5 protein-coding genes are annotated in these 7,981 nt (G+C 70.3%); 3 read left to right on the plus strand and 2 right to left on the minus strand.

Going from position 1 to position 7,981, the window contains the following annotated elements; translation table 11 throughout:
• Nucleotides 1-438 precede the first annotated feature (438 nt).
• Together AC6CCG_RS34280 and AC6CCG_RS34285 are read right to left on the minus strand one after the other, a co-directional pair.
• Complete coding sequence (locus AC6CCG_RS34280; protein WP_496659354.1) at nucleotides 439-2,187, minus strand: inositol monophosphatase family protein; 1,749 nt, start codon at nucleotides 2,185-2,187, stop codon at nucleotides 439-441.
• 194 nt (nucleotides 2,188-2,381) lie between these two features.
• Entirely contained in the window at nucleotides 2,382-5,171 is a 2,790-nt protein-coding gene (locus tag AC6CCG_RS34285) for a helix-turn-helix transcriptional regulator (RefSeq protein ID WP_496659355.1), read from the minus strand.
• Between the two features lie 138 nt (nucleotides 5,172-5,309).
• Between AC6CCG_RS34285 and AC6CCG_RS34290 the strand changes: the two genes are divergently transcribed.
• From AC6CCG_RS34290 to AC6CCG_RS34300, 3 genes are all read left to right on the plus strand, one after another.
• Nucleotides 5,310-5,834: a dihydrofolate reductase family protein gene (locus AC6CCG_RS34290; protein ID WP_496659356.1), complete on the plus strand. Its 525-nt coding sequence runs from the start codon at nucleotides 5,310-5,312 to the stop codon at nucleotides 5,832-5,834.
• A gap of 43 nt (nucleotides 5,835-5,877) precedes the next feature.
• On the plus strand, nucleotides 5,878-6,990 hold the full coding sequence (locus tag AC6CCG_RS34295) for an epoxide hydrolase family protein (RefSeq protein WP_496659357.1): 1,113 nt from the start codon (nucleotides 5,878-5,880) through the stop codon (nucleotides 6,988-6,990).
• A gap of 262 nt (nucleotides 6,991-7,252) precedes the next feature.
• Entirely contained in the window at nucleotides 7,253-7,747 is a 495-nt protein-coding gene (locus AC6CCG_RS34300) for a hypothetical protein (protein WP_496659358.1), read from the plus strand.
• Nucleotides 7,748-7,981 lie beyond the last annotated feature (234 nt).

The following is a 7,981-nucleotide window of genomic DNA, read 5'->3' on the forward strand; positions in this document are numbered from 1 at the left end:
GGGCGCCGGGGCCCGGCTGTTCGACGGTGTTCCGCCGCTGAAGTTGGAACAGATCTATGCCAGAGGGTCATCCACCGTCACCCATGTCACCTACCGCATCGATCGTGACTGACCTGGTAGCTCGCTGGCCGCCAGCAACCGGCAAGAACGTCGCGATCCGGGCGACAACATAATGTCTCTCTGCTGTTGCCCAGTGATCCAGGTGCGCGCAGGTAGCTGACCGTACCCATGGTCAGCCACATCCCGGCCGGCAGCTCCACCGTCAGCAGCGACAACGCCAGTGCGATCACGCCAGGCCGATCACGCAGCACTCCAGATCCTCGAGTTCGCGGCCGGTCTCCGTGGTCGGTGAAGTTGGCGTGGAGTCCTTCGAGGAGTCAACTGGCGACTACACGCGGGTCGAGGCCGGATCCTCGTCATACAAGGGGATCGCGCAACTCAGCAGGGCGCCTCGGGTACGAGTGGGGGTTGCAGTGCGGCGAGCAGGGTCTGGTGGATCCGCCCATTGCCGTAGAGGCCGCCGTGGTGGTCGGGCGACGATCCGCCGCGGTGATCGGTGAACGAGCCGCCGGCTTCCCGGACCAGCAGGATCCACGGTGCGTGGTCCCACGGGTGGCAGCAGTCGACGAAGTAGGCGTCGATCTCACCGCGGATGAGCTCGACCAGTGGGAGCGGGGTCGGTGCCGGCTGTCGCGTACCGTCGGGCAAACGGTCCGCGGCCGGCGCGGGATGAGCGGCGACGAGCGCGTCGTCGAGGATCGCCGTCTCCGACACCCTGAGTCGCCGCGTCGGCTCCCCGGTCCTGCGCTCGTACGTCCCGGATCCCGCCGAAGCCCACCAGCGCACGCCGAGGGCCGGTGCGTCGACGACGGCCACGCTGAGTTCACGGCCGATCTCGAGGGCGATCTGGATCCGCCAGTTCGGGTAGCCCTTGGCGAACGCGCCGGTGCCGTCGATCGGGTCGAGGATCCAGGTCCGGGTGCCGGTCCGCTGGTCGCCGAGTTCCTCGCCGAGGATGCCGTCGTCCGGTCGTAGTTCGGCGAGCGCATGGCGCAGCAGTCGCTCCACGGCGCGATCGGCCTCGGTGACCGGGCTCGCGTCGGGCTTGGTCTCGGTGGCGACTCCACGCTCGAAGTAGTGGCGGGCCACCACGGCGGCCCGATCGGCGAGTTCGTGCGCCAGGTCGAGGTCGGACGACTCCCGGGTGATCGGAGCCGCGATCGTACGCGGGGAGGTCGAACCCGCCGCTTCCTTCGCCGCCGCGACCAGCGTGGGTCCGAACCACTGGTCACGTTCGAGGCGTTCGGTGATCATCTCCACCTGGGGCGTGATGTCCGCGCCGTTGGCCCAGCGAGCGCAGAGGTGATTGCCGAGGTTGTTCAGGTGGAACGCGCAGCGCAGGTCCGCCAGCAGGTCGAGGTCGCCGATGTCGGTCCCGGCGCCGCCGAAGTAGCCGTGGACGAAGGCGGCGGCTCGCGCCACGGTGGGCCGCGCCATGGACGCGGCGATCGCGAGGTCGGCCAGCCGCAGGTCCAGATGGGCGAAGTCCCAGTCGACCACCGCGCCGACCCGGTCCTCGCGGAAGAGCACCTGGCCGGGGGCGAAGTCGCCGTGAGCGATGACCTGCGGGTACGACGCGATCGACGCCGCGGTCAGCCGCGCGGCCACCTCCTCGGCCTGTCGCCGCAGCCACGCACCGGCGCGTCCGAAGGCTCGCTCGAAGTCCGGCAGGACCTCCGCCATCGTGCGGCCGCCGCCCGGTCGCGGCAGGGTGAGGAACTCGTCCAGCCGGCCCCAGCCGGGCCGCTGCCCGAGCTGATCCACCTGCTTCGCCGTGTGTTCGTGCAGCTCGGCGAGCAGCCGTCCGTAGCTGGTCGGGTCCGCGACCGGGACCTCGGGATGCGCGCCGCGGATCCAGTCGAAGGCGACCCAGACCGAGCCGTTCACGGACGTCGGACCGGCGACCACGGCCGCCACGGGTGCGCCCGTCCCGGCGAGTGCCGTCAGCAACACGCACTCGTACGCCACCTCGGGCAGCAACCGGAACTGAGGCGAACGGCGCAGGGCTACCGGTACGCCGTCGCGGTAGGCCTGCCAGACCTGGTTGACCCGTCCGCCGATGACCGGCTCGACCTCCGATCCGTCCAAGCCCAGCGCGGACACGACCTCCGACCCGATCGCTGACATCGCAAGCCACCTCCTCCGCGCCGGCAGCCGACGACGCCCATGATCGAACCTAGCCGCGTGGGCGCCTCCGGTCTCGTGACGTCCCGCCCCGTGGAAGTGTGGAGGGCCGCGGGCTCGCCGAGATGGCGCGTGCGAGTGTCGCGGCATCGGCCGAGTTGATCTTTGCGTTGCGCTGCGTCATCGGCCGATCAAGCTCAGCCGAAGATGTTCATTCGGTGGGCCCAGGCGGCTGCTTCGAGTCGCGTCGTGACGGTCAGTTTGGCCAGGATGTTGGAGACGTGGACGCCGGCGGTCTTGGTCGAGATGAAGAGCTGCTCGCCGATCTGGCGGTTGCTGTGGCCGGCCGCCACCAGTTTCAGGACCTCCAGCTCGCGCGGCGTGAGCCGGGCCGGGCTGTCCTGCTTCCGGCCGTCGTCCAGGCCGAGCCGGCCGCGCCGGGAGAGGCTGACGGCCCGCTCGCGAAGCGGTGTCGCGCCGAGCTCGGCGGCGATCGCCGCCGCCTCGGTCACGAGTTCGGTGGCTGCCGGCCGGTCCTGTCGGGCCAGAGCCGCGCCGGCGGCGCGGATCAGGATCTCGGCCAGTGCGTACGGCTGACCGATCTGGCGCCAGGCCTCGATCGCAGCCGGCCAGTCGTGGGGTGAGGTCTCGGCCTCGATGCTGAGCCGGTGAGCCGCTTGCAGTCGGCCGGTAGCCGGCAGCGCGACGGATCGGAGTCGTTCCAGCAGCGGACCGTCGGCGAGGGCTCGGATGCCGATCAAGATCAGCGGCCAGCCGTAGCGTGGGCTCTCCCGGAGATCATGATCATCGAGAATGTGTTGCAAGATCAACTCGATCGCCGACACCTCGCCCCGGACCTCGGCGAGGCGGCAGTCCAGCAGGTCCGGTTCCAGGCAGGATTCGCTGCCTCGGATCTGTTCGCTCATGGTGTTCCGGGCCAGCCGAGCCCCGGTCCGGGCCGCCTCGAAGTCGCCGCGACGAAGATCAACGGTCGCCTGGATGATCTGCAGGTAGGCGCGGTAGAGCGGCGGCGGATTCAGCGCCATGGCCTCTTGGTGGACCGCGGTCGACTCGGCGTAGCGGCCGAGCGAGAGCAGCGACTCGGCAAGGTTGGGGGCCAGCAGCGTGCCGCGCGTACGGGCCAGGCCCAGCTCGTGGGCCAGCGCGAGGCCGGTCCGGGCGACCTGCTCGGCCCGGCCGTGTTCACCGGCCGCCTCCAGCGCGTCCGACTCGGTGACGGCGACCAGTAACCGCAGATCGTCGGCCCGCGCGGTCTCGGCCGCCCGACCGGCCCGGTCGAAGAGAGCGAGGGCTTCCGGCAGGTCTCCGGCCAGGGCGGCCAGTGACCCCAGGGTGGTCAGGGCGCCGGACTGCACCGACGACTCGCCGGTGGCCTCGCCGATCGCCAGCGCCTCGGCGGCCGAGTCCGCCGCCTCGGTCAGTCGGCGGCGGTTGCGCTGCGCCGTGGCCAGCGCGGCGAGGACCCGGCCGCGGGCGATGCTCGAGGACGCCGGCAATCGGTCGCGAGCGGCCACCAGGTCCGGCAACTGGTCGCGGCCGCTCCGGTCGCCCAGCTCCGCCCGGAGCTGCAGCAGGCAGGCGGCGCGCTCGGGGTCCGCGGTGCCGGCCAGGGCCTCGGTCGCCCGGTCGAATCCGGCCGTCAACTCGCCCGCGTTCAGGGCCGCCTCGACCGCACGCACCTGAACGTCGGACCGGTCGGCCCGGACCGAGTCGGGGCGATGATCCCAGAGCTCGAGGACCCGATCGAGCATCCGGTGCTCCTCGGCGTACGCGAACGCGTGCCGGGCTCTGTCGGCCGCCTGCCACGCGGCTTCCGCGGCTCGGTCGGGCTCGCCGGCCGCGAACCAGTAGTGCGCCAGCTCGGCCGGCGCTCGCTCACCGGCCAGACGCCGGTCGGCGCTCAGGGCCTCGGCACACTGCCGGTTCAGCCGGGCACGTTCGCTCGGCAACAGGGAGTCGTGGACCACCTCCCGGATCAGATCGCGCCGGAAGGCGTACCCGTCGTCGACCACCTCGAGCAGGCGCTGCCGGAGCAGCGGACGCAGCGCGGCTTCGACGGCCACGTCGTCCAGGCCGACGAGGCCCGCCAGCAGCCGGTGGTGCACCGGTGCGGCGGCGACCGCGGCGGCATGCACGATCCGGCGGCTCGGTTCCGGCAGCCGGTCCACGTCGGCGAGCAGGAGTTCGCGCAGCGATCCGGCCGTGTCGTCGCCGGCAGCCACCAAGGCTTCGACGAACAGCGGGTTTCCCTGACTGCGCTGGAAGATCCGGTCGGCGTCGGCCGAACCCGGCTGCAGCGCGGCGATCTGTTCGGCGACCTCGTCCCTGGTCAGCCCGGTGAGCGTCAGCCGTCGTACGCCCTCGGTCCGGGTCACGACCGGGCGCAGCGGATGGGCGGCATCGATCTCGTCCGGACGATAGGTACCGAGCACCAGGACACCGGGCCGGCTGAGGTTGCGGGCCAGGAAGTCGAGCAGGTCACCGGTCGATCGGTCGGCCCAGTGCAGGTCCTCCAGAACGAGGACGACCGGCTGCCGTTCGGCACTGGCCTCGAGGAGCAGCAACACCTCCTCGAAGAGTCTGGCCCGGCCCAGTTCGCGGTCGAGGTCGGACTCGCCGTCGCCGAGTTCGGGCAGCAGCCGGGCGAGCTCACGCCGGCCGCCGCCGGGAACCATCGCCGCGATCGTCGGTGCGTCCAGGGCTCGGATGAGCCGACGCAGGGCCGTCACGAACGCACCGAAGGGCAGCCCGTCCGGGCCGAGATCGGTGCAACCGCCCTCGATCACCCGGGCGGAGGCGCCGAGCCCGCTCGTGAAGTCACGGACCAACCGCGTCTTGCCCAGGCCCGCCTCGCCGTCGATGAGGACGATGCCGGCGGCGGACCTGCAGTCGTCCCACGCGGACAACAAGGCGGCGCGCTCCCGGTCGCGGCCCACCAGCGTGGGGCTCATCAGCCGACTGATCACCGCACCGATGATGGCACGCCGACGAGACCCGGGCGGGTACGAATCTGAACATCCGGTGGACCAGATCTAGGGCATCTGCCCCATGTCGCCTACCCGCGAACCGGCGAAGCTGATGACATACCCACCGAGGAGGAAACCATGAAGATCCGGACCCACATCTCCGTCAGTCTCGACGGCTACATCACCACCCCCGACGGCCTGCCGACCATCCTGACCGCGCCCGATTTCGAGAGCGGAATCTCGCACGGGGCGCCGGAGTTCATCGCGACCTGCGGGGCGGTGCTGATGGGCCGGTCGACGTTTCTGCCGGCGATCGGTTCGTCGCACTGGCCGTGGCCCAACCTGAAGGTCTTCGTCCTGACCGGCCGGCCGCTGCCGGAAGGCACGCCGGACCACGTCGTCAGCGCCGCCGACCCGGCGGAGTTGCTGGAGCTGATGCGCGCCGCCGACTTCGAGGGCGACGTCCATCTGGTCGGTGGCCAGCAGACGATCCAGGCCTTCCGTGAGATCGACGCGCTGGACGAGTTCGGCGTGGTGATCATGCCGATCCTGCTCGGTGACGGGCTGCGGCTGACCCCGGAGAAGAGCGCCACCCAGCCGCTCCAGCTGGTCTCCACCAGGACCTTCCCCGACGGCTCCGTCGAGCACACGTACACCCGGTAGTCCGCACCGGGCGACCGCACCAAGATCAAGAAGCGAGGCGACCATGATCAACGAGGAGATCCGGCCCTTTCGGATCGACGTACCCCAGGACCGACTGGATGATCTTCGACACCGAATCGACCGGGCTCGGTGGGCTGAGGAACTGCCGGGTGCAGGCTGGGATTACGGCGTCCCGTCCGGGTACGTGAAGGAACTGGCCGAGCGGTGGCGGACGGGCTACGACTGGCGGGCGTGGGAGGCCAGGCTCAACGCCTACCCGCAGTACACGACCACCATCGACGGGCAGAACATCCACTTCCTGCACGTACGCTCACCGGAGCCGAACGCGGTACCGCTGATCCTCACCCACGGCTGGCCGGCCTCCATCGTGGAGTTCCTCGACATCATCGACCCGCTGGTGGACCCGCGGGCTCATGGCGGCGACCCCGACACCGCCTTCCACCTCGTCGTCCCATCCCTGCCGGGGTCCGGGTTCTCCGGCCCGACGACAGAACGAGGCTGGAACGTTCCCCGGATCGCCCGTGCCTGGGCCGAACTGATGCGCCGCCTCGGCTACGACCGGTACGGGGCCGTCGGCAACGACTGGGGCTCGATGATCTCCCCCGAGATCGGCCGCGTTGCACCCGATTCCGTGATCGGCGTCCACGTCAGCCAGGTCTACTCCTGGCCCACCGATGCCGAGCTCGAGGCGATGCCGGCCGACGAACGTACGCAATTCGCCGACCTGGACTGGTTCCACCAGCACATGGATGCCTACGCTCGGCTGCTCTCCCAACAGCCGCAGTCCGTGGCGCACGCGCTCGCCGACTCCCCGGTCGGGCTGCTCGGCTGGCACGCCCTCATCTACCGCGGGGACGTCGCGGCCGACTTCGTCCTGACCAACGTCACGCTCCACTGGCTGACCGACACCGTCGCCTCAGCGATGCGGATCTACTACGAGCAGGCCCAGACCGCACCGCCCACCGAGCCCACCACCGTCCCGTTGGGCCTCGCCTCGTTCAAGGACGACGTCCAGCCACCTCGTCATTTCGCCGAACGTGATCACTCCAAGATCATCTCCTGGAACGAGTACGACGTCGCCGGCCACTACGCCGCGCACCAGGTCCCCGAGTTGCTGATCGACGACATCCAGCGCTTCTACTCGGCGCTCCGCTGACCCGATCGCGAGGCACTCGGGCGGCCCGTCAACAGGGGGTGGTCGGGAGTCCATTCGTCCGGCCAACATGGTCGCAGGCGCCGCCGGGATGACCGCTCTGCAGCCCGCGTCCGACCCCTGGAAGGCCGGACTCACCCGCGCAGACCCGGGTTCTGGGTTGACACCCCCAGTGGTCGGTCGGTCATGCTGGTGGCGTGCGGACGGCTGCGGGGTCTGGCACGGCGATGTGAGATGCCTGGTGATCGAGGGGGAGGCAACCAGGATGAGGGCAGCCGGAACGAGGGCAGCGGCGTCGAGTCTGTACGAGTTGCGCGACGACGTGCTGCGGGCGGCTGAGCAGGCCCGCGCGGCTGGGCGTGACGACTGGGCCCGCCACTGGGAAGATCTCGCCGAGGCGGTCCAGGACGTGATCGTGGACGAAGGTGTACGGGCTGTCCCGACACGCCTGGACCGCGGTGCCGGCGGGGCGGAAGAGCCGGCGAGAACCTCGGGCGCTGACGCAGATTCCGATCTGGCCGGCTGGTCGCTGGATGATCTTGAGACCCAGCTCCGGCAGGTCGACGAGTCGATCCGTACGGTCAGCATGCCCGACGGCGCGGGTCGGAACCGGACCCGGAACAAGGCGATCCGGGACGTGGCGATCCTGTCGGTTCGCCGACGGACGATCGCGGCCGAGATCAGGCGACGGCGGAAGGCGCTCGAGGTCTGGCGCACCGACCAGATCCTCGTCCGATCGCCGGCCACTCCGGACGCGTGACCCCGCGGCGATGATCTGACCCGGCCGCTGACCAGCGGGCCGGACTCCTGGCCTCTTGCGTGCCCGTACGTCTCATCGTTAATCTGATTGCACAATGCAATCAGTTAGGTTCATGAGTCGGCTGGGCGAAGGAGAAGCATCGTGGGCAAGGTGACCTGTCATCAGACGATCTCGATCGACGGTTATGCCGCCGGTCCGAACCAGTCGGAGGAGCGGCCGTTCGGTGAGGACGGC

The sequence above is a fragment of the Microlunatus sp. YIM B11417 genome (genome assembly GCF_059617205.1).

Coding starts and splice junctions, on each gene's coding strand:
- AC6CCG_RS34280 (WP_496659354.1), bottom strand. CDS start 2,187: ATGTCAGCGATCGGGTCGGAGGTCGTGTCCGCGCTGGGCTTGGACGGA.
- AC6CCG_RS34290 (WP_496659356.1), top strand. CDS start 5,310: ATGAAGATCCGGACCCACATCTCCGTCAGTCTCGACGGCTACATCACC.
- AC6CCG_RS34300 (WP_496659358.1), top strand. CDS start 7,253: ATGAGGGCAGCCGGAACGAGGGCAGCGGCGTCGAGTCTGTACGAGTTG.
- AC6CCG_RS34295 (WP_496659357.1), top strand. CDS start 5,878: ATGATCAACGAGGAGATCCGGCCCTTTCGGATCGACGTACCCCAGGAC.